Here is a 22,638-nt window from a genome sequence, read left to right as displayed (position 1 = left end):
CCGCCCTTCGAACAACGCGGCCCCCACCGGTGGCCGCGCAGGAACCGCCTACCCCGAAAACGGGGCGGCAACCAGTCAGCATCGCCCGCGATGCCCAAAGGAAGACAGCATGAAAGCCCAGACGGTACCTACCCTGCCCGGCTTCCCGACCCTGGTCGACAGCCTCGAACACCATGCCACCCATACCCCTGACGCCCCGGCCCTGTACTTTGCCGGCAAGGCCGGCGACCCCGGCCAGCGCCTGAGCTACCGGCAACTGGCCGAGCGCGTGCGCCACTGCGCCGCCGGCCTGCAGCAACAGGGCCTTGCCGGCCACACCGCGCTGATCCTGTTCCCCTCGGGGCTCGACTATGTGGTGGCCCTGCTCGGCTGCCTGTACGCCGGGGTGATCGGCGTGCCGGTCAACCTGCCGGGCGTGGCCCGGGTGCGCCGGGTACTGCCCAAGGTCGACGGCATCGCCCGCGACTGCCGCGCCCGTGCGCTGATCACCAGCAGCGCCATCGAACAGGCCTGTGCCGACGACCTGGCCGCCTTCGCCAGCCGCCACGGCCTGGCCGTGCAACAGCTGGACGGTGCCCACGATGCCCAGTGGCAACGCCCGGCCATCGACGGCCAGAGCATCGCCTTCCTGCAGTACACCTCCGGCTCCACCGGCGAGCCCAAGGGTGTGATCAACCGCCACGGCGCGCTGATGGCCAACCTGGCGTTCTTGTCTCGGTTGACTGGCTGCAGCGCGGACACGGTGGTGGCCAGTTGGTTGCCGCTGTTCCACGATCTGGGGCTGATCATGGGTATCCTGCTGCCGCTGGCCCAGGGCAACCGCGCGGTGTACATGGCGCCCATGGCATTCATGGCCGACCCGCTGCGCTGGCTGGAACTGGCCGCCGCCGAGCATGCCACCGCGCTGCCCTGCCCAAGCTTCGCCCTGCGCCTGTGCGCCGACCAGGCCGCACGCGAGCCGGGCCGCCTGGCCACGCTTGAACTGGGCGCGATCACCTGCCTGATGCCGGCCGCCGAACCGGTGCTGCCCGGCCAGCTCGACGCCTTCCTCAACGCCTTCGGCCCCTGCGGCCTGCAGGCAGCGGCCCTGCGCCCGGCCTATGGCCTGGCCGAAGCCACCCTGCTGGTTTCAGCCAACACCGCCACCCAGGCACCTTGCCTGCTCGACGTCGACAGCCAGGCCCTGGCCCACGGCCAGGTGAACGTGCGCCCGGCCCACGGCGCGCTGGCTGAAGGCTGGCGCCGCTACGTGGGCAACGGCCATGACTTCGATGGCCAGGCCCTGTGCATCGTCGACCCGCACAGCCACACCCTGTGCGCGGACGGCCAGGTGGGCGAGATCTGGCTGGCCGGCCCGTGCATTGCCACCGGCTACTGGGACGCCGACGGCAGCAAGGCAGAGCTGAACCGGCAAGTGTTCGCCGCACGCACCGTGCCCGACCAAGGCCGCGACTTCCTGCGCAGCGGCGACATGGGCTTCGTGCACCAGGGCCAGTTGTATGTCACGGGCCGGCACAAGGACCTGCTGCTGGTGCGCGGCCAGTGCCATTACCCCAACGACCTCGAAGCCACCAGCGCCGCCGCCCACCGCGCCTGCGTGGCCGACGCCGCAGCCGCCTTCGGTGTGTGCGACGGCGGCGAAGACGAGCGCCTGGTGATCGTTCAGGAAGTGCTCAAACCCGCCGACGCCGTGGCCTACCCCGCCGTGGCCCAGGCCATCCGCACCGCCATCGCCAGCGAACACCAGTTGGCCACTGCAGCAGTGGTGCTGATCCGCAAGGGCACCCTGCCGCGCACCACCAGCGGCAAGGTTCGCCGCAAGGCCGTGCGCGAGGCCTACCAGAACGGCCAGTTGCAGGTCACCTGGCAAGATGAGCTGGCCCAACCACAAGCCACCCCGGCCCAGCACACCCCGGCGGCCGCCGAACTGCTCGCCCTGCCCCCGGCGCAACGCCGCGAGCAGCTGGTCGGCTGGCTGGCCGAACAGGCCGCTGCCATTCTCGGCACGGTGGCCGCACGCAACCTGGCGGCCCACACCAGCTTGTTCGAACACGGCCTGGATTCGCTGTCGGCGGTGCGCCTGGCCGCCTGCGCCGGGCAGGCCTTCGGCGTGGAAACCGCAGATGAACTGCTGTTCGAACAGCCCACCCTGAACCACCTGGCCGAGTGGATCCTGCAGCGCCTGCAACCCACCGAGGCGCCAGCTGCGCAAGCGGCGCAAGCTTCGCCCAGCCCCGTAGCCGACACTGAAGCGGTGGCAATCATCGGCATGGCCTTCCGCCTGCCCGGCCGCGACGGCGAAGTGCAGGACGACGAGGCCTTCTGGCAGCAGCTCGAAGCGGGCGCCAGCGCCATCGGCCCGATGCCGGCAGCGCGTTTTCGCACCCCTGAAGGTATCCCCGGCTTCGGCGCCTACCTGCAGGGTATCGAGCAGTTCGACGCCGCGTTCTTCGGCATGTCGGCCCGCGAGGCGATCAACACCGACCCGCAACAACGCCTGCTTTTGGAAACTGCCTGGCACGCCCTGGAAGATGCCGGCCAGCGCCCGGCGCAGCTGCGCGGCAGCGACACGGCGGTGTACGTGGGCATCGGCACCGGCGACTACGGGCACATCCCGTTCATTTCCGGGCAAGCCGAGCACTTCGATGCCTACTGGGGCACCGGCACCTCGTTCGCCGCCGCCTGCGGGCGGCTGTCGTACTGCTTTGGTTTCGAAGGCCCGTCGATGGCCGTGGACACCGCCTGCTCGGCGTCCCACAGCGCCCTGCACCTGGCCGTGCAGAGCCTGCGCGGGGGCGACTCAGGGTTGGCCCTGGCCTGCGGGGTGAAGCTGCAGCTGCTGCCGGAAGTCGACCAGGTGCTGACCCAGGCCGGCATGCTCGCCGCCGACGGGCGCTGCAAGACCTTCGACGCCCGCGCCGACGGCTACGTGCGCGGCGAAGGCTGCGTGGTGCTGGTGCTCAAGCCGCTGGCCCAGGCCCTGGCCGATGGCGACCCCGTGCGGGCCGTGATCCGCGCCAGCTGCGTGCGCCAGGACGGCGCCGGCAGCAGCCTGTCGGCGCCCAACGGCGATGCCCAGCGGCGCCTGCTGCAGCAAACCCTGCAACGCGCAGGCTTGGCCCCGGCCGACATCGACTACGTGGAAATGCACGGCACCGGCACGCGCCTGGGCGACCCCATCGAGTACCAGTCGGTGGCCGACGTGTTCCGTGGCCGCGACGGCCACGACCCGCTGTGGCTGGGTTCGGTCAAGACCAACATCGGCCACCTGGAAGCCGCCGCGGGGGCTGCCGGGGTGGTCAAGACCGTGCTGGCCCTGGAACGTGGGCGCATCCCGCCGCTGGTGGGCCTGCAGCAGCTCAACCCGTCCATCGACCTGCAGGCCATTCCCGCCCGCCTGCCCAGCCACAGCGAACCCTGGCCCCAGCGCCAGGCCGTGCGACGGGCCGGGGTGACCTCCTACGGCTTTGCCGGCACCATCGCCCACGTCATCCTCGAACAGGCACCCGCCACCGGCCAACCCGTGGCGGCCGAGCACGGCCCGGCGCTGTTCGTGCTCTCGGCGCGCAGCAGCCAGTCGCTTGGCGAACTGGCCAGCGCCTGTGCCGAGCGCGCCGGGCTACCGCTGCAGGCCCTGGCCAACGCCATGGCCCGGCGCCGCGATCACCTGCCGTACCGGGCGGCGCTGGTGGCCGAAAGCGCTGATGAGCTGCGCGCAGGCCTGCTGCGCCTGGCCAGCCAGGGCAGCGAAGCGCAGCCCCAGGCGCCACGTGTAGGCTTCCTGTTCACCGGCCAAGGCTCGCAGTACGCCGGCATGAGCGCCGGCCTGTATGCCCGCGAGCCGGCCTTCCGCCAGGCCCTGGATGCCGTCGACCAGGCCCTGCAGCCGCACCTGGGCGAATCGATCATCGCCGTCATGCACGCCGCCGACGACCCGCGCCTGGCACAGACCGCCTGGGCCCAGCCGGCACTGTTCGCGGTCGGCTATGCCCTTGCCGAGCTGTGGCGCAGCTTCGGCGTGGTGCCACGGGTGATGGTGGGCCATTCGATTGGCGAGTTCGCCGCCATGGTGCTGGCCGGCGCCTTGCCGCTGGCCGTGGCCGCGCGCCTGATCGCCCGGCGCGGTGCCCTGATGCAGGCCCTGGAAGAACCCGGCGGCATGCTTGCCGCGCGCCTGCCACAGGCCGAGGCTGAAAGCCTGCTCGCGGCATTGCCCGAGGCCCAGCGCGCGCGCCTGGCCATCGCCGCCTGCAACGGCCCACAGGACGTGGTGTTCTCCGGTGCCAGCAGCGCCCTGCAAGCGCTGGAAGCCGTGCTTGCCGAGCGCCAGGTGCATGCCCGGCCACTGGCCGTGTCCCATGCCTTCCATTCGCCGCTGCTCGACCCGATGCTCGATGCCTGGCGCGATACCTGCGCCAACCTCGATGCCCAGGCGCCCACTGTGGCGCTCATCAGCACCCTCACCGGGGCCGCGTTGAACGCTGCGCCCGATGCCGACTACTGGGTGGCCCATGCCCGCCAGCCGGTGCGTTTCGCCCAAGCGCTGGCGCTGGCCAGCGAGCAATGCGACCTGCTGCTGGAAGTGGGCGCCCACGCCGTGTTGACGCCCATGGCCCAGCGCAGCCTGGCCGATACCCCCTGCGTTGCCAGCCTGCGCCGCGGCCAGGACGACGCCCGCAGCCTGCTGGAGGCCTGCGCCACGCTGTACCAGGCGGGCCAGCACTTCGACGAAGCGGCCCTGTGGCGCGGCCCGCAGCTGTCGCCACGGGCGCTGCCGCGCTACCCGTTCGAGCGCCAGCCCTATTGGCTGGAGTACGACGAAGACGCCCCGCGCACGCCCCTGCCCCTGCAACCGCAACCCGAGCGCGCCGCACCGGCACCGGTGGCGCTGTACCAGCTGCAGTGGGAAGTGTTCGAGCCGCACGCGCTGAGCGAACGGCCACGCTGCTGGTTGCTGGGCGGCAGCGCCGGCTTTGCCAGCGCCCTGGCCCTGCAACTGACCGGCTTCGAGTGCCAGCACCTGAGCCTGGAAGCCTGGCCGGCCCATGCCGAGCGGGTCGAAGACCAACACCTGCTGATTTACCTGGGCGCGGTGGACGCCTGCATCGAGCAACTGGAAACCTCGCGCCACGTCTGGCAACTGGCCGAAGCGCTGCAACGGCTGCAGCGCGCCGGTGGCAAACCGCGCATCCTGCTGCCGACCTTCCAGGCCCAGGCCCTGGCCGGGGAGGCCTGTGACCCCCTGCAAGCCGCCCTGGCCGGTGCCGCACGCCCGCTGTCGCTGGAATACCCCGGCCCGCGCTGGCTGCAACTGGACCTGAGCGCCCGCGACCCGGCCCTGCTGGCCGCCGCCCTGCCCCAGGCGCTTGGCCAGTTCGGCGAGGAAGACGCCGTTGCCCTGCGCGAGGGCCAATGGCAGCGCCCACGCCTGACCGCCGAGGCGCCTGCAACCACCGACACCCCACTGCGCCTGCGCGCCAACGCCCTGTACCTGGTGGCCGGCGCCTACGGCGCCCTGGGCCGCCACACCACCGACTGGCTGGTGGCCAATGGGGCTCGCCACCTGCTGCTGTTGGCCCGGCGCGAGGCGCCGGCCGGTTGGCAGGCGCGACTTGAACTGCTGCGTGGCCAGGGCGTGCAGTTGCAGCACCTGGACTGCGACCTGGCCGATGCCGCCAGCGTGGCCGACGCCTTCAGCACCCTCAATGCCCAGCAGCAACAGGGCGGCCCGGCCCTGGCCGGTATCTGGCACTGCGCCGGCACCAGCCGCTTCAGCGCCCTGGCCGAACTCGACGAAGCCGGTTGCCAACAGGTCACCCTGGCCAAAACCCGCGGTAGCTGGCTGTTGCACCAGCACAGCCTGGAGCATGCGCTGGAGCACTTCGTTTGCTTCACCTCCATCTCCGGCATCTGGGGCTCGCGCCTGCAGGTGCCCTACGGCGCGGCCAACGCCTTCCAGGACGCCCTGGTGCGCCTGCGCCAGCAACAGGGCCTGCCGGCCCTGTCGGTGGCCTGGGGGCCGTGGGGCGGTGGCGCCGGCATGAGCGAGGTGGACGCCTCGCTCCTGCAACTGCTGCGCTCGGCCGGCATCGCCCGGCTGGCGCCGCCGCGCTACCTGGCGACGTTGTCGGCGCTGCTGGCCGCGGGCGCCAGCGGCAACCATGTGGCCGTGCACGTGGACTGGCAGCAGTTCATTCCACTGCTGTCGCTGTACAACCCGACTGCCACCTTCAGCCGCTGCGCCGAACACCCGGCCCCCGCCGCCTGCAGTCACGGCAACGACGGCCAGCAGGTGCTCGATGCCGACGCCGTGCACGCCTTCGTCGTCGCTGAACTGGCGCGCACCCTGCACATCGCCCCGGCGCGCCTGGAAGACCACACCGAACTGCTCAAGCTGGGTATGGACTCGATCCTGGTGATGGAATTCGCCCGCCGCTGTGAATCCGGCCTGGGCGTGCGCTGCGAACTCAAGGCGATTTTCGAGCGCAGCACCCCGCGCGGGCTCAGTGACTACCTGGTCGAGCAACTGCCCCACGCCGGCGCCCGGGCAAGCGTGGAAACGCCGGCCATCACCGCCGCCCCAAGCAACGCGGCGCAGCCCTTCGCGCTGACCGAACTGCAGCACGCCTACTGGATCGGCCGCCAAGGCCACTACGAACTCGGCGGCGTGGCCTGCCACGCCTACCTTGAAGCCGACGCCGCCGCCGGCCTGGACCTTGCCCTGCTCGAAGCCTGCTGGAACACCCTGGTGCAACGCCACGGCGCCCTGCGCATCGTCATCGGCGAAGACGGCCGCCAGCGCGTGCTCGACCAGGTGCCGCACTACCGCCTGCAGGTCGCCGACCTGGCCGCGGCCAGCAGCGCCGAGCGTGACGCCCACTGCCTGGCCTGGCGCGAGCAGATGTCGCACCAAGTGCTGGACTGCGCCCAGTGGCCGCTGTTCGACGTGCGCGCCACGCGCCTGGCCGGGGGCGCCGTGCGCCTGCACATCGGCATCGACATGCTGATCAACGACGCCACCAGCGGGCAGATCATCTGGGAAGAACTGGCCGCCCTCTACCAGGCCGGCAACGATACCCAGGCCGCCGGCCTGCAGCCCTTCGCCATCGGTTTCCGCGACTATGTCCTGGCGCGCCTGAACGACCCGCTGCGCCAACAGCAGCGCGAGCAGGCCCGGCAGTTCTGGCTGAACGCGCTCGATGAGCTGCCGCCAGCCCCGCAACTGCCCTTGCGCAACAGCGCCCGGCAACAGGCCAAGCCCACCTTCAGCCGCCGCCAGCACCGCCTGGAGGCAGCCGCCTGGCAACGCCTGCGCGACCGCGCAGCGGCCGTTGGCTGCACCCCGGCCTCGCTATTGATTACCGTGTTCGGCGAGGTGTTGGCCGCCTGGAGCAGCGAACAGCGCTTCACCCTCAACCTGACCATCTTCGACCGCCTGCCCTGGCACCCGGACGTGCCGCGGCTGCTCGGCGACTTCACTGCAGTCACCCTGCTGCCGCTGGATTTCAGCGCCGAGCAGGCCTTCGCTGCACGGGCCGCCGGGGTCAACGGCCAGGTACTGGAACACCTGCAGCACCGCGCCTTCAGCGCCGTGGATGTGCTGCGCGAAGCCAACCGTGGCCGCGAGCGCCAGGACACCCTGGCCATGCCCGTGGTGTTCACCAGCCAGCTGGGCATGAGCGACCCGACCAAGGGCGCCGCCGCCGAAAGCGTGCTGGGCGTCGTCGGCCACGGCATCAGCCAAACCCCGCAAGTGTGGCTCGACCACCAGGCCTGCGAACTCGAAGGCGCGCTGATCTACAACTGGGATGCAGTCGAGGCGCTGTTCCAGCCCGGCACCCTGGACGCCATGTTCGCCGCCTACAACCAGCGCCTGGAGCAGCTGGCCGAGCAACCGGCGCTGTGGCAAGCCGCCACCCCGGCGCAACTGCCACCCGCCCAGCAGACCGTGCGGGCGCACATCAACGCCTGCGCCGCACCGCTGCCTGAACGCTGCCTGGACCAACTGTTCTTCGACCAGGCGCTGCGTACCCCGCACGCCCCGGCCCTGCTCACCCACAGCGCCAGTTGGAGCTACCAGGCCCTGGCCAGCTGGGCCCGGCGCCTGGCCAACGGCCTGCTGGCCGAGGGCGTCATGCATGGCGAGCGAGTGGCCGTGGTGATGCGCAAAGGCCCGGAACAGGTGGCCGCCTGCCTGGCCATCCAGGCCGTGGGCGGTGCCTACGTGCCGGTCGATGCCGATGTGCCGGCGGCGCGCCTGGCCGCCATCGTGCAAGGCAGCGGCATCCGTGTGGCCATGGCCCAGGCCGACCACCTGCCGATCGTCCAGGCCCTGGTTGCCGAGCTTGCCGTCAGTGTCATGGATGCCAGCGAGGACGCCGCCCAGGCCTATGCCGACCAAGCGCCGGACGTACCCCGCGCGCCCACCGACCACGCCTACGTGATCTACACCTCCGGCTCCACCGGCACCCCCAAGGGCGTGCTGATCGACCACCGGGGCGCGGTGAACACCGTGCTCGACATCAACCGGCGCTTCGCCATCCAGGCCAGCGACCGGGTGCTGGGCCTGTCGGCGCTGTATTTCGATTTGTCGGTGTACGACCTGTTCGGCATCTTCGCCGCCGGTGCCGCCCTGGTGCTGCCACTGCCGGCCGGGGTGCGCGACCCGGCGCACTGGCGCGAGCTGGTGGAGCGCCACGGCATCACCGTGTGGAACTCGGTGCCTGCCTTGCTCGAACTGCTGCTCGATGAGGTGGCCGCCGTTGGCGGCAGCCTGCCCACCCTGCGCCGGGCCATGCTCAGCGGCGACTGGATCCCGCTGAACCTGCCGGGCCGCCTGCGCCAGCTGGCGCCACAATCGGCATTGGTCGCCATGGGCGGCGCCACTGAGGCGTCGATCTGGTCGAACTGGTTCGAGGTCGACGAGGTGCCCGCGCACTGGACCTCCATTCCCTACGGCTACCCCCTGGCCAACCAGGGCTACCGGGTGCTCGACAGCCACCTGCACGACCGCCCCGACCACGTCACGGGCGACCTCTACATCACCGGCGTGGGCTTGGCCCTGGGCTATGAGAACGACCCCGAGCGCACGGCGGCCAGCTTCTTCGAGCACCCGCATGACGGCCAGCGCCTGTACCGCACCGGCGACCTGGCCCGCTACTGGGCCGACGGCACCCTGGAGTTCCTGGGCCGGCGCGACTTCCAGGTGAAGATCGCCGGCAACCGCATCGAGCTGGGTGAAATCGAAAGCGCCCTGCTGCGTCACCCCGGGGTGCGCGAGGCGGTGGTCGACGCCATTGGCCCGGCCCGCGGCAACAAGCGCCTGGCGGCCTGGGTGGTGCTGCGCGAGCAAGACCCGGCCCTGCATGAAACCTTGAGCTGCAGCGCCGCAGCCTGCGCCGCCCAGTGGCAGGCGGCCAGCGATGCCCCCAGCTGGCCCACCGCGCCCACCGGCCTGGCAGGTTTCTGGCAACTGATGGACGACCTCGGCCACCTGCTGATGCGCGACACGGTGAACGCAGCCGGTGGCTGGCAGGCCTTGGCCACAGCCCCGGCCTTCGAGGCCCTGGGCCAGCGCTGGCAGGCCCTGCTGCCTGAACACGGCCCGGCCAGTGCCGAGCAATGGGCACGCCTGCAACCTCTGGCCGAGGCCTGTGGCCTGCCACGCCAGGTGCTGCTGCGCCTGCGCGAAGGCGCCGAGCAGCGCCTGGCCGTACTGCGCGGCCAGGCCAATGCACTGGAGCTGTTCTATGGCGTGGATCAAACCCTGGCACCGGAGCAGATGACCCGCCTCAACCCGCTGTGGCCAGCCACCCTCGGGGCGCTGGCCAAGGTGGTCGAAGCAACCGCGCAGGCCCTGGGCCGGGCACCGCGCATTGTCGAAATCGGTGGCCGCAGCGGCGTGGCCAGCCGCGAGCTGCTGGCCCTGCTGGCGGGCACCGCGCTCGACTACACCCTGAGCGACGCCGCACCGCTGCTGGTGGAACAAGCCCGCGCCGAGTTCGAGCACGGCAACTGGCCGGCCCACCAGCAACTGGCTTGCCGGGTGCTCGACCCCGATCAGCCACCCGCCTTGCAGGGCCTGGAACCGCACACCTTCGACCTGGTGATCGCCTTCAACGCCCTGCACCGCAGCCGCGACATCCCCGCACTGCTGGCCAACCTGGCCAGCCTGCTGGCCCCAGGTGGCGTGCTGGCTGCCCCGGAAATCACCCGCAACAGCGACTTCCAGCTGGCCACCGTGGCCTTGCTCGAAGGCGGCTACCAGCACTTCGCCGACCAGCGCCAGGCCAGCGGCCAGGCACTGCTGGGCGCCGAACAGTGGACGGCGGCGCTGAGCGCAGCTGGCTTCGCCCAGGCCCAGGCGGCCAGCGTCGCCAGCCCGGCACCCGGCATGCACCTGCTGCTCGCCCAGCACCCGGCCGAAGCTCGGCGCTTCGCCCCGCGCAAGCTGGTCGACCACCTCAGCACCCTGCTTCCGGCCTACATGGTGCCGCAGACCATCACCGCCCTGGCCGCCCTGCCGCTGTCGGCCACCGGCAAAGTGATGCGCCAGCAGCTGCCCCACCCGGAACCCGCGCAACGGCGCAACCGTGGCCGCCGCGCCGCAGGCGATGCCAGCCAGGTGCCCGCCGCGCTGCTGCAGATCTGGGAACAACTGCTGGGCGTGCAAGGCCTGGACGCCGCCGACCATTTCTTCGACCTGGGCGGCGACAGCCTGGTGGCGGTGCGCCTGATCGAACGGGTGCGCCATGAACTGGATGCCCAAGTCGCCCTGCCGGACCTGTTCGACCACCCGCGCCTGGCCGACTTCGCCGCCCGTGTGGCGGCCGCCCCGGCCTACGAAGACCGCTTGCCGGCGCTGGTCGCCGCCCCAGCCGAGCGCCACGCGCCGTTCCCCCTCACCGACGTGCAGCAGGCCTACTGGATTGGCCGTGACGAAGGCTTCGAGCTGGGCGGCGTATCGACCCACCTGTATGCCGAGGTGGACGTCGACGGGGTGGCCTTCGACGCCCTGGAGCACGCCTGGCAGGCGCTGGTCGAACGCCACGAGATGCTGCGCGCGGTGATCGACGACAACGGCCTGCAACACATCCTGGCCCAGGTGCCGGCCTACCGCATCGCCTGCACCGACCTGCGCACGGCCAGCCGCGAGCAGTTGCACGACTGGCAACAGGTGGTGCGCCTGGAGCTGTCCCACGAGGTGCCCGACACCCGCCAATGGCCGCTGTTCTCCCTGCGCGCCGCGCAGTTGCCAGGCGAGCGCGTGCGCCTGTGCATCAGCCTGGACAACCTGGTGTGCGACGGCCGCTCGATGCGCATTCTGCTGGCCGAATGGTCGAGCCTGGCGCGCCACCCTGGCCGGGTGCTGCCCGCCTTGCGTGCAAGCTTTCGCGACTACGTGCTGCTGCTCGAACGCTTCGAGCTGCGCCCGTCCTGGCAGCGCTCGCTGGCCTACTGGCAAGGCAAGCTGGCGCAGTTGCCGGCAGGGCCCGCCTTGCCGCGCCACGACGGCCCCGCACGCCAGGTGCGCCCGCCGCACTTCAGCCGCCGCGAAGCACGCCTGCAACCGGCCCAGTGGCAGGCCCTGCAGGCCGCTGCCAGCGCTCGCAACGTCACCGCCAATGCCCTGCTGCTGTGCGCCTATGGCGAGGTTCTGGCGCATTGGTCCGCCGACCCGCGCCTGACCCTCAACCTGACCCTGTTCAACCGCCCGGCCGTGCACCCGGACATCGACCAGGTGGTCGGCGACTTCACCTCGCTGGTGCTGCTGGCCTTCGAAGGCGAAGGCGCGGTGCCCTTCGCCGAGCGCGCCAGCCAGCTCCAGCGCCAGCTGTGGGCCGACCTCGAACACATGCAGGTTTCCGCCGTGCGGGTACTGCGCGAGGCCGCGCGGCGCAACCGAAGGCTCGATGCGGTGGCCATGCCGGTGGTGTTCACCAGCGGCCTGGGGGTGGCCGCTGACGACGCCGGGCAAGACTGGCTCGGCCAGTTCGGCTACGGCATCAGCCAAACCCCGCAGGTGTGGATCGACCAGCAAGTGGTCGAGCGCGAAGGCTGCCTGGTGTTCAACTGGGACTCGGTCGACGGCCTGTTCCCCGACGGCTTGCTGGACGCCATGTTCAGCGCCTACCACAGCTTGCTGCAACGCCTGGCCAGCGACCCGTCGGCATGGGACACCCCGGCCCGCAGCGCCATGCCGGCCAACCGCTGGCCGGCAAGCGCGGCGGCGCGGCCTACCGTCACCGAGGCCCCGTCCCAGCCAGAGGCCGACGCCGGCCTGCTGGCCACCCTCGGCCAACTGCTTGGCGAACTGCTGGGCCGCGATGAGCTGCCAACCACGGTCAGCTTCTTCGAGCTGGGCGCCTCGTCGATGGACTTGATCCGCCTGCGCCGCCTGCTCAACCAGCGCCTGGGCCTGGCACTGGCGGTGACCGACGTGTTCGACCACCCCAGCCTCACCGCCCTGGCCAGCCACCTGGGCCGCCTCACCGACCCGGCGCAACTGCCCCAGGCCGACGACCAGGACCCACGCCGGCGCTCGCGCCAGGCCAACGAACGCCGCAAGCAGCGCGACCAGACCTCGCGCCTGTAACTGCCACGAACCGGATGAACGCTATGAACCTGAGTGAACAGCTGGACCTGCAACAGCACTATGGCGACACCCTGCCCGTGGCCATCATCGCCGCCGGCTGCCGCATGCCGCGCGCGGTGGACATCTTCGACTACTGGCGCCGGCTGGCCGATGGCGAAGCGCTGATCGGCCGTTTCGAAGCCAGCGACCCGGCCCTGCGGGCGCGGCCCGACTACGTGGGCGCTGCCGCCGTGCTGGACGATGTGGAACGCTTCGACTGGTCGTTCTTCGGCTACTCGCAGCAAGAGGCGCAACTGATCGACCCACAGCAGCGGTTGTTCCTGATGTGCGCCTGGGAGGCGCTGGAAATGGCCGGCTACGGCCCCCAGGCACTGGCCGACGACCCGCGCCGGCCCTGCGTGGGCGTGCTCGGGGCGTGCAAACTGTCGACCTACAGCGCCGCCCACTTCGACCGCGTGCAGGACATCGCCTCGCCGCTGACCTTCGCCCGCCTGATGGGCAACGACAAGGACTACCTGGCCACCCGCGTGTCCTACAAGCTCGGCCTGCGCGGGCCCAGCCTCACCGTGCAAACCGCCTGCTCCAGCTCGCTGGTGGCGGTACACCTGGCGTGCGAACAGCTGGCCAGCGGTGAATGCGACATGGTCCTGGCCGGGGGAGCCGGCATCGGCTTCCCGCAGCAGGCCGGCTACCTGCACCGGCCGGGCATGATCTTCTCCGCCGACGGCCTGTGCCGGCCGTTCGATGCCCAGGCAGACGGCACGGCCATCGGCAACGGCGTCGGTGTGGTGCTGCTCAAGCGCCTGGACGCCGCGCTGGCTGACGGCGACCCGATTCTGGCGGTGCTGCGCGGCTCGGCGGTGAACAACGACGGCGCCAGCAAGGCCGGCTATACCGCCCCTTCGCCGGAAGGCCAGGCACAGGTGATCGGCCAGGCCTTGCACCTGGCCGACGTGGCCCCGGCCAGCATCGGCCTGGTGGAGGCCCACGGCACCGCCACGCCGCTGGGCGACCCGATCGAAGTGCAGGCCCTGTGCCGCGCCTGGCAAGCCGGGCCGACCAGCCCGTGGTGCGCCCTGGGCTCGGTCAAGGGCAACCTTGGCCACCTGGACACCGCCGCGGGGGTCGCCAGCCTGCTCAAGGCCGCGCTGGCGCTGCACCATGGGCAGATTCCACCCAGCTTGAACTTCGACCAGCCCAACCCGGCCATCGACTTCGCCCACAGCCCGTTCTATGTGCCGCAGATGCTGCTGCCATGGCCGGCCGGCGACGGCCCACGACGGGCAGCGGTCAGCGCCTTCGCCATCGGCGGCACCAATTGCCATGCGATCCTGGAACAAGCCCCGGCGTTGGCCTTCGAGCCAATGCCAGGGCTTGCCCTGCTCTTGCTCAGTGCCCGCAGCGAGCAGGCCCTGGCCGAACTGGCACGGCGCCATGCGCAATGCCTGGAAGACAGCCAGGGCGACCTGCACGACTACGCCGCCACCAGCGTGCACCACCGCAGCCTGTACCCGCGGCGCCTGCTGCTGGTGGGCGAGAGCCGCCAGGCGCTGGTCGATGCCTTGCAAGATTTCGCCGACGGCCAGCTGGAGGCGTTCACCCAGCACGAAGCGGCGGCCATCGGCGTGTGGCAGCGCGGCGCCGCCGACCCCGCACTGCTTGAACTGGCCCTGGCCGAGGCGCCGGCCTGGCACCATCACGCCCTCGCCGCCCGGCGCCCCCGCCAGCGCGCACTGCTGCCCACCGCGCCGTTCGAAGGCCAGCGCTGCTGGTACAACGCGCCCGTGGCCAGCCCAGTAGCCGCGCCAGTGCCAGCAGACGACTGGCAAGCCCTGAACGCCGCCGCCGCGCAGGCCGCCGAACAACAGGGCGCTGCGCTCGACTTGTCGGGCCTGGCGCTGGAGCAGCGCGGTGTCGATGCCCTGCACAGTGCCTATGTCGGCCAGGCCTTCGCCGCCCTGGGCGTGTGCACCGCGCCCGGGCAGTGGCTGGATGTCGACCAGTGCCTGGCCCAGGCCGGTGCGGCGCCTGGCCTGCGCGGGCTGTTCGCGCGCCTGCTGCGCGACCTGGCCGGCGCCGGGCTGCTGGACGCCCAAGGTGGCAGATACGCCAACCTGCGCCAAGCGCAATTGCCCGCCCCCGGGCCGTGGCTGTCGACCATGCGCGAGCTGGGCTATGAACAACTGGCCGTGCTGGTGGAGCGCACCGGGCCACGCCTGGCCGACATGCTCGCCGGGCGGGTCGACCCGGTCAGCGTGGTGTTCCCGGGTGCGGCCACCGACGATGTCGAGCACATGTACCAGGAGCAACCCTGGTCGCGCTACCTGAACCAGATTGCCGCCGCGGCGGTGCACGGCCTGGCTTCCCGTGGCCGGCCCCTGCGCATTCTGGAAGTAGGCGGCGGCACCGGCGGCACCACCCGCGACGTGCTGGCGCAGCTGCCCGAGGGCAGCTGCAGCGAATACTGGTTCACCGATGTCGGCCCGCTGTTCCTCGGCCGCGCCCGGCACAAGTTCGCAGCCGTGCCGTTCATGCGCTACCAGGCCTTCGACATGAACCAGCCAGCCGCCGAGCAGGGCCTGCCGACCGGCTTCGACCTGATCATCGCCGCCAACGTGCTGCACAATGCGCCGAACCTGCGCACCGTACTGGCCAACCTGGCCACCCGCCTGGCCCCTGGCGGCCACCTGCTGATGCGCGAAATCATCGAGCCGAAGAAACTCTTCGACTTCGTTTTCGGCCCGCTGGTGCCGCCGCTGGACCCGGCCGATGGCCGCCAAGGCGAGCTGTTCGCAAGCTTCGCCCAGTGGCAGGCCGCCGCCACAGCGGCCGGTTTCCAGCGCTGCGACGGCTACCCCGGCACACAGCTGGCCAGCCATGCCCTGGGCGAGCAGATCATCCTCGCGCAATGGCCGCAACAGGCACAGGCCGCAGTACCGGAGCCGGTGATGCACAGCGTGGTGCAAACCTTGGAGCAGCCTTCGCCGGGCACGGTCCTGGGCTGGCTGGTGCGTACCGTGGGCAGGCCCGCCGACACCTGCCTGCAGGCCCTGCACTGGCACCTGGACCCGGCCTCGCTGCCGGCGCCCCTGCACCTGCGCCTGGAGCCCGACAGCCACCTGCTGCAGGTCAGCGCACGGCATGCCGAAGGCCAGTGGCAGCCGCTGCTCAGCGCCCGCCTGCAGCAACCGCGCAACCTGCGCCGCCAGGTCAGCCAGGCGCGCCAGGCGCTGGCCGGCAGCGCCGATGACAGCCTGCTCGACCGCCTGCTGGCGCGCCTGGCCCTCGATGCCCAGGACCTGCACAGCCTGCACTGGCGCCAGGACCAGGCCGCGCCGGCCCAGGCGTGGTTGCAAACCGAACCGCAACAGGCCTGCGCGGCAGACGCCGATGGCCGGGTGTGGCTGGCCCTTGAACATGGCCCCCGGCGCTTCCCCGCGGCCGCGCAATGGCCCGACCAGGGCAGCCTGTACGCCTGGCACTGGCAGCCGCTCGAAACCCCACGCGGCAGCACCGCCCGGCGCCTGCTGTGGCTGGGCGAACAGGCCGACCTGAACGGCTTCGCCCGCCATGGGGTGCAAGTGGACGTGAGCGCTTGCAGCGACCTCGGCAGCCTGCCATTGGCCGATTACGATGCGGTGTGCCTGGCTTCGGGCAGCTTGCCGGCGCTGCTGCAGCAACTGGCCGGGCTCGCCCAGCGCCCGGCCCTGGCGGTGCTGCGCCGCGACTGCTTCGTGGTCACCCCTGACGATACGGCCGAAAACTGGGCCGATGCCGGTGACGCCGGGCTGCTGGCGGTGGCCGTGCAAGAACTGGCGCCCCTGCACGCCTGCTTGCTCGACAGCGATACCCCGGTGGCGGCCGAGACGCTGCTCGGCCTGTTGGCCGCGCCGCAACCTGCCGACCTGCGGGTGCTGGCATTGCGCGCAGGCCAGTTGTACCAACGCCAACTGCAGGCGGTGCCGCTGCCCGCCACGCCGATGCGCCCAGAGGGCCGCCATGTGCTGATCGGCGGCCTGTGCGAACTGGGGCTGGCGGTGGCGGCGTGGCTGGCCGACCAAGGCGCCGACGACTTGGTGATCCTGGCCCGCCGTGCCCCCGCTGCCGACGAGCAGCGCCGCCTCGACCGCCTGCGCGCCCGGGGCGTGCAGGTGGAGGTCGACAGCCAGGCCGATGTGCTCGACACCCAGGCCTTCGACGCGGCCCTGCAGCGCCTGGCCCGTGGCCCGAAACTGGGCTGGGTGGTACACCTGGCCGGGGTGCTGCACGATGCGCCGCTGCGCCAGTACGACGCGGCGCACTGGGCCCGCTGCCTGGACAGCAAACTGCTGCCAGCCCTGGCCCTGGACCGCCACCAGGCGCAACTGGCCCCGGCCCTGACCCTGTACTTCAGCTCCGCCGCCAGCGTGCTCGGCCCTCAGGGCCAGGGCGCCCATGCCTGGGCCAACGCCCGCCTGGAGGCACTGGCCAGCCAGCGCAATGCCCGCGGCCACGACACCCTGGCCCTGGCCTGGGGCCTGTGGGGCGAAATCGGCCAGCCGCAACGCGCACCGCTGGTGGCGCAGTTGGCCGAGCGCGGCATGCTCGGCTTGAGTACCGCACAGGGCCTGGCGCTGCTTGGCGCAGCCACCGGCAGTGCCAACGCCATGCTGATGCCGGCACGCCTGGACTGGGCCCGTATCACCCAGGCCTCGGCCACCGCCCGGCGCTTTGCCGGCCTGTCGCGTGAAACCCCCGCGCAGCCTTCACCCGCTCCAGCCCAACCCAGCGCGGCACCCGCCAGCCCGGCCCTGCCCGAGCGCCTGCGGCAGTTGATCGCCAGCATCGCCGGCTGCGCCCCGGAAGCCATCGCCGCCGACACCCGTCTCATCCAGTTGGGCCTGGACTCGCTGTTGTTGCTCGACCTGGCCGAGCGTATCGAGCAGCAGTTCGGCGTGCGCCTGGGCGCGCAGGCGCTCTACGAAGCCGACACCCTGCAAGCGCTGTGCGCGCAACTGGGTGACGCGGCAGCGCCTGCCAGCACGGTGGCCGACGACCTGCGCGCACGCCTGGCCGCGTTGCTGCAATGCCCAGCCAGCGATATCCAGGCGCACACGCCCCTGGCCCAGTTGGGCCTGGATTCGCTGTTGCTGCTGGAGCTGTGCGAAACCCTCAAGCGCGACCTAGGCGTGCTGCTGTCGGCCCAGGAAGCCTTCGAGTTCACCACCTTCGAGCGCTTTGCCAACGGCCTGGAGCGGCGCCTGAAGCCCACCGCCGAAGCCGCGCCGGCCTCGGCATGGGCACCGCTGCGCCAAGGCCTGGAGCAGTTGCAGGCACGCGGCGGGCAGTGGCTGGCGGCCAATGGCGATGCGCTGGCGCAAGCCGATGACGACGCACCACTCACCGGCCTCAGGGCCCGCCGCCAGGCACTGGATGACCTGCCAGCGCTGCTGTACGTGGAATACGACAAGCCCGCCAGCTTCGACCTCGGCGCGTTCGAACAAGCCTGGAACCGCTTGCTGGCGCGCCACCCGATGACACGCGCGCACCTCGACCGCCATGGCCGCCTGCGCCTGGCCCCGGACGATGCGCGCCTGGTGATCGCCCTGGACGACTGGCGCGACCGCCCGGCCAGCGAACGCGACCTGGCCCTGGCCACACGGCGCGCCCAATGGTCGCGCGAACCCGCCGCCGTCAGTGGCCTGCCGCTGCAATGGCACGCCAGCCGCCTGGACCACGGCACACTGCGCCTGCACCTGCGCATGGACACCGCGCTGATCGACATCGAAAGCGTGCGGGTGATCCTGCGTGAAACCTACCTGTGGTTGAGCGAGCCGCAGCGGACGTTGCCCACCCTGCACTTCAGCGCCCGCGACTACTTCACCTGCGAGCAGGCCCTGACCGACACCGACGCCTGCACCGGGCAGCTGCTTGCCTACCGCCAGGGCACTGCCAGTTGCCCGCCGCCGCTGGCGCTAGCCGCCAGCGGGGCGGGCCCGGCCAGCTACCGCATCTGGCGCGCCGCGCTGCCGCGTGAGCGCTGGTTGGCGCTCAAGCAGCGCGGCCTGCAGGCGAACCTGCCGGCCAGTGCCGTGCTCGCTGCCGTGTACGCCGCCGCGCTGCTGCCCCTGGGCCAAGGGCAGGCCTTCGCCCTGCGCCTGGACTACCCCGACCGCAAGCCGCTGCACGCCGAGGTGATGAACCTGGTGCTCGATGCCAGCGACCTGGCCCTGCTGCCCTGCGACCCGGCACGGCCAAGCTTCGCCGCGCTGGCCAGGGACTGCGCAAGCGCCCTGGAACAGCGCCTGGCGGCCTGCCTGGTCACCCCGGCCCAGGTGCTCGATGCCCATGGCCTGGCGGCCCTGCCAACGGTGGCGATGACCAGCCTGCTGGGCGTGCGCACCACCTACGCGATTGCCGAAACCAGCGACCCGCTGCTGGGCATGCCCAGCTATGAGGTTGCCTCGCAACCGGGCACCTGGCTGCACCTGCAGGTGCTGGAGGAGGAAAGCGCCCTGCTGTACAACCTCGACCTGCGCCGCGACCGGCTCGATGAGGCCGTGGGCGAGGCCGTGATGGGCCGCTTCGAGCAACTGCTGGCGCGCCTGGTCGATGACCCGGCAAGCTGGGACGCGCCGCTGGCCAGCCTGGCCGGAGGTGCAGCATGAGCGCCCCGGTGAAGGTACTGGTGTGCGGCACCCGCTTCGGTGAGCACTACCTGGCCGCCCTGGCCGGCGGCACCTTGCCGGGCTATCGCCTGGCCGGCATCCTGGCCCGTGGCAGCCAGCGCTCGCGGGCGCTGGCCGAGCGCCTGGGGGTGGCGTTGTACCAAAGCGTGGAACAGCTGCCGGCGGACATCCAGGTAGCCTGCGTGGTGGTGCGCAGCGCCATTGTCGGCGGCGACGGCTCGAACATTGCCCGCGCCCTGCTCGAACGGGGTATCCATGTGCTCCAGGAGCACCCGGCGCACCCCACCGACATCGCCCGCCTGCAGGCTGTGGGCCACGCCCATGGCTGCCGTTACCAGGTGTGCACCTTCTACCCGCACCTGCCGGCCGGGCGGCGGCTGATCGGCTATGCCCGGGCCAGTGCCGAGCGGCGTGCCCCGGCGTTCGTCGAGATCACCACCAGCCTGCAACTGCTGTACTCCAGCCTGGACCTGGTGCAACGCGCATTGGGCGGCCCGGCGGCCAGCTTCAGCTGCAGCGCGGCGCCGCTGCCGGAGGGCCCGCCCATGCCGTTTCGTGCCTTGCAGGGGCGCTTCGGCACGGTGCCCTTCGCCCTGCACCTGCAGGACTGGCTCGACCCGAACGACCCCGACCACCACAGCCTGGTGATGCACCGCATCGCCATCGGCGGCCCGGAGGGCCATGTGACCTTGGTCAACAGCTATGGCCCGGTGGTGTGGAGCCACCCGATCTATGCCCCGGACTACCAGCGTGACGACGCCGCAGCCTCCTACCTGCTGGCCCCCGAGGCCCATGCCGATTGCCGTTTCAATCGCCAGCCCACGGCGGTCACCTTCGGCCCTGGCGACGGCCCGAGCCTGGCCCAGGCCGTGCACAGCGACTTCCCCCAGGCCATCGGCGCGGCGCTGGACGAGCTGTTGGACCCCACCGCCGCCGTGCACCAACCCGCCTGGTGGCAGGCCCATGGCCAGGCCTGGCTGGGCATCATGCGCGCCGTGGGCCAGCCCCGCGAGGTGCACTGCTTGCCGCCACCGGTGCCCTGGCCAGACCCACTTCACTATGCCCAGGTACAGCATGCCCAGGCCCAGGCCCAGGAGAGCCACCGATGAACAGCGCCGTTGCCCTGCAGGACCCGTCGCTGCAACGCAACCGCCAGGCTTACGCCGGGCTGGCCGAATTGCTGGAGGCCGCTGGCCTTGCCGAGCATGCCCTGTACCTGAACTGGGGCTACCGGCCCGTTGCAGGGCTGGCCGACCAGGCTGCACGCCAGGTCGCAGCCGGCGAGCCCGGCGCCGACCAGGCGCGGCTGGTGCTGGAAGTGCTGGGGCAGTTGCCGGTGGACGGCTGCCAGGTGCTCGATGTCGGCTGCGGTCGTGGCGGTGCGCTGGCGCTGATGGCCCAGCACTACCGGCCACGCACGCTCACTGGCATCGACCTGTCGGCGGCCAACATCGCCTACTGCCGCAACCGCCATCGGCACGCCCGCCTGCGCCTGCAGATCGCCGATGCCTGCCAGCTGCCGGTGCCAGGCAACAGTGTCGATCTACTGCTGAACCTTGAGTCGTCCGGCGCCTACAGCGACTTGCCAGCGTTCTTCGGCCATGCCTGGCGGGTGCTGCGCGAGGGCGGCCATTTCTGCTACGCCGATGTGTTCGATACCGCGAGCCTGGCGCCCATTCGCAGCGCATTGGCCCAATGCGGCTTCGAACTGCTCAGCGAGCGCTCGGTGGCCGCCCAGGTGGTGGCGGCCCGCCAGGCGGCGCCGCCGCAGGTGGCCCTGCGCCTGCGCCAGGTGCTGGCCGAGCATGGCAACCCTGAACTGCGCGCCGAGCTTGAGCGCTTTCTCGCCGAGCCCGGCTCCAGCCTGTTCCAGGCGCTGACCGATGGCCGCGCCGACTACCGTGTGCTGCACCTGCGCAAAACCGCCCAGGCCGGTGCGGTCGATGCTACGGTGGCCCGCGCCCTGGCCGGGCGCTCGGCGCGCCTGGATGCTGCGTTCGGTGGCAGCGCATCCAGCCCGTGGCTGCCGTTCGGGCAACCGGACCGCAGCCAGGGCCACCCGGTGTTCGCCCTGCCCTATGCGGGCGGTGGTGCGTCGGTGTACCGCCACTGGCAGCTTGAGAACAGCGCCTGGCGCATTCACCCGGTGCAACTGCCGGGGCGCGAGGGGCGCATTGCCGAGCCAGGCATCGACGACATGGCCACGCTGGTACAGCAGTTGGTGGCGCTGATCGAACCTTGGGCCGACCAGCCCTGGGCCTTGCTGGGCTGCAGCCTGGGCTGCAAGGTGGCATTCGAGGTGGCCCGTGCGTTGAGTGCCCGTGGCCGGCCGCCGCGGCTGCTGTTCCTGATGGCTTGCCCGGCGCCGAGCCTGCCGCTGCTGCGCAAGGTGTCAAGCTATGACGAGGCGCAGTTCGCTGCCGAAGTGCGGCACCTGGGCGGCACCCCCGAAGCGGTGCTGGCCGACGAGCAGATGATGCGCACTCTGGCCCCGATCCTGCGCAACGACAGTGCCCTGGCCGAAGGCTACTGCGCCGACGCCGCCGCCCAGGTGCACAACCCGCTGGTAATGGTTGCCGCCAGCGACGACCACCTGGTTCCCCTGGAGGCTGCGCGGCTGTGGCGCCGCCACGCCGGTGCGGGCTTTGACTGGCGGCAGGTCGACGGTGGCCATTTCTTCCTGCGCGAACGCCGCGCCGAGCTGCTTGGCTGGCTGGGCGAGGCGCTGCAGCATTCCCTCAACACGAACGAGATCGAACATGAACGTTGAAGATTTTCAGGTCCACGATATCCGTACCTTCCCCCTGTGCCTGATCGAGCCGGAGGCGGTGGTGCCAGGCTACAGCCAACAATGGGCGCGGGAGCTCGATGCCCTGATGGCCCGGGGCGAGGCGTTCGTGCTGATCTACCGCGAGCCCGGTGACGACGAGCCCCACGAGGACCGCAAGTTGCGGACCCAGTGGTTGAAGCAGCACAAAGTGGCGTTTGCCGGGTTGTGCCGCGGCATCATCAGCGTGCTGGAAGATGCCGCACGGCGGGCGCATTTCGACGAGATGGGGCAGATGGGTGAGCAGGTCTTCGGTATTCGTTACCGCACGGCGGCGACGGTGGCGGAAGGCGAGGCGTTGGGTTGGCGGCTGCTGCAGGCCGGGTAGGAGCGAGCAAAGCTCGCGATGGGCTGCATCGCAGCCCCGCGGGCTTTGGCACCGGCCTTGCCGGTGATCGCGAGCTGCGCTCGCGCCTACCGGATCGGGGCAAGGATTTACGCTGGCCTGGTAGGAGCGAGCAGAGCTCGCGATGGGCTGCATCGCAGCCCTGCGGGGGTTTGGCACCGGCCTTGCCGGTGTTCGCGAGCTGCGCTCGCTCCTACCGGAT

5 protein-coding genes are annotated in these 22,638 nt (G+C 71.3%); all 5 read left to right on the top strand.

Annotation, left to right across the window (positions count from 1 at the left end):
* The first annotated feature begins 109 nt into the window (after positions 1–109).
* The 5 genes from F3J45_RS28420 to F3J45_RS28400 are packed head-to-tail and all read left to right on the top strand — an operon-like array spanning position 110 to position 22,418.
* Entirely contained in the window at positions 110–12,595 is a 12,486-nt protein-coding gene (locus tag F3J45_RS28420; protein WP_167070678.1) for a non-ribosomal peptide synthetase/type I polyketide synthase, read from the top strand.
* Positions 12,596–12,618: 23 nt separating this feature from the next.
* Complete coding sequence (locus F3J45_RS28415; RefSeq protein WP_167070677.1) at positions 12,619–19,242, top strand: beta-ketoacyl synthase N-terminal-like domain-containing protein; 6,624 nt, start codon at positions 12,619–12,621, stop codon at positions 19,240–19,242.
* The gene (locus F3J45_RS28410) at positions 19,239–20,372 is read left to right on the top strand and encodes a Gfo/Idh/MocA family oxidoreductase (protein WP_167070676.1); all 1,134 of its coding nucleotides are present in this window, start codon (positions 19,239–19,241) and stop codon (positions 20,370–20,372) included. Before F3J45_RS28415 ends, F3J45_RS28410 begins: the two co-directional genes overlap by 4 nt.
* Complete coding sequence (locus F3J45_RS28405) at positions 20,369–22,033, top strand: alpha/beta fold hydrolase (RefSeq protein ID WP_167070675.1); 1,665 nt, start codon at positions 20,369–20,371, stop codon at positions 22,031–22,033. Before F3J45_RS28410 ends, F3J45_RS28405 begins: the two co-directional genes overlap by 4 nt.
* Positions 22,023–22,418, top strand: coding sequence for a hypothetical protein (locus F3J45_RS28400; RefSeq protein WP_167070674.1), 396 nt, complete (start codon positions 22,023–22,025; stop codon positions 22,416–22,418). Before F3J45_RS28405 ends, F3J45_RS28400 begins: the two co-directional genes overlap by 11 nt.
* The last annotated feature ends 220 nt before the right edge of the window (positions 22,419–22,638 follow it).

The sequence above is a fragment of the Pantoea sp. Ap-967 genome (genome assembly GCF_011752565.1).
Classification (GTDB): Bacteria; Pseudomonadota; Gammaproteobacteria; order Pseudomonadales; family Pseudomonadaceae; genus Aquipseudomonas.
The sequence above is the reverse complement of the archived record's forward strand: the minus strand, read 5'-3'. Positions and strand labels throughout refer to the sequence as shown.

What these genes read in the sequence shown, in the direction of transcription:
- F3J45_RS28420 (WP_167070678.1), top strand. Translation starts at nt 110, where the DNA reads ATGAAAGCCCAGACGGTACCTACCCTGCCCGGCTTCCCGACCCTGGTC.
- F3J45_RS28415 (WP_167070677.1), top strand. Translation starts at nt 12,619, where the DNA reads ATGAACCTGAGTGAACAGCTGGACCTGCAACAGCACTATGGCGACACC.
- F3J45_RS28410 (WP_167070676.1), top strand. Translation starts at nt 19,239, where the DNA reads ATGAGCGCCCCGGTGAAGGTACTGGTGTGCGGCACCCGCTTCGGTGAG.
- F3J45_RS28405 (WP_167070675.1), top strand. Translation starts at nt 20,369, where the DNA reads ATGAACAGCGCCGTTGCCCTGCAGGACCCGTCGCTGCAACGCAACCGC.
- F3J45_RS28400 (WP_167070674.1), top strand. Translation starts at nt 22,023, where the DNA reads ATGAACGTTGAAGATTTTCAGGTCCACGATATCCGTACCTTCCCCCTG.